Below are 461 nucleotides of genomic sequence, written 5' to 3'. Positions count from 1 at the left end.
ACCTGACCCCGAACCGCGGCGACTGCCTGTCCCTGGCCGGTCTGGCCCGTGAAGTCGGTGCGCTCTATGCTGCCGAAGTCACGCGCCCGGTCGTCGCCAGTGTTCCAGCCGCGCACGATGAAGTGCGTTCGATTGAGGTTCTGGCGCCTGCTGCTTGCCCGCGTTACCTGGGTCGTGTGATCCGTAACGTCGACCTGTCCAAGCCTACGCCACTTTGGATGGTAGAGCGTCTGCGTCGCGCTGACGTGCGTAGCATCGATGCTGCCGTCGACATCACCAACTACGTGATGCTGGAACTGGGTCAACCGCTGCACGCTTTCGATCTCGCCGAAATCAATGGTGGCATCCGCGTGCGCATGGCCGAAGAAGGCGAGAAGCTGGTGCTGCTCGACGGTCAGGAAGTCAGTCTGCGTAGCGATACGCTGGTGATTGCTGACCACTCCCGCGCCCTGGCGATTGCC

Annotated in this window: 1 protein-coding gene; it reads left to right on the top strand. The window is 62.7% G+C overall.

The features are described 5' to 3' along the window. The coding region (locus AC1DCY_RS27630; protein ID WP_477355948.1) for a phenylalanine--tRNA ligase beta subunit-related protein at positions 1-461 on the top strand (461 nt) is incomplete at both ends.

The sequence above is a fragment of the Lysinibacillus sp. 10T31 genome, from assembly GCF_056394365.1.
The sequence above is the reverse complement of the archived record's forward strand: the minus strand, read 5'-3'. Positions and strand labels throughout refer to the sequence as shown.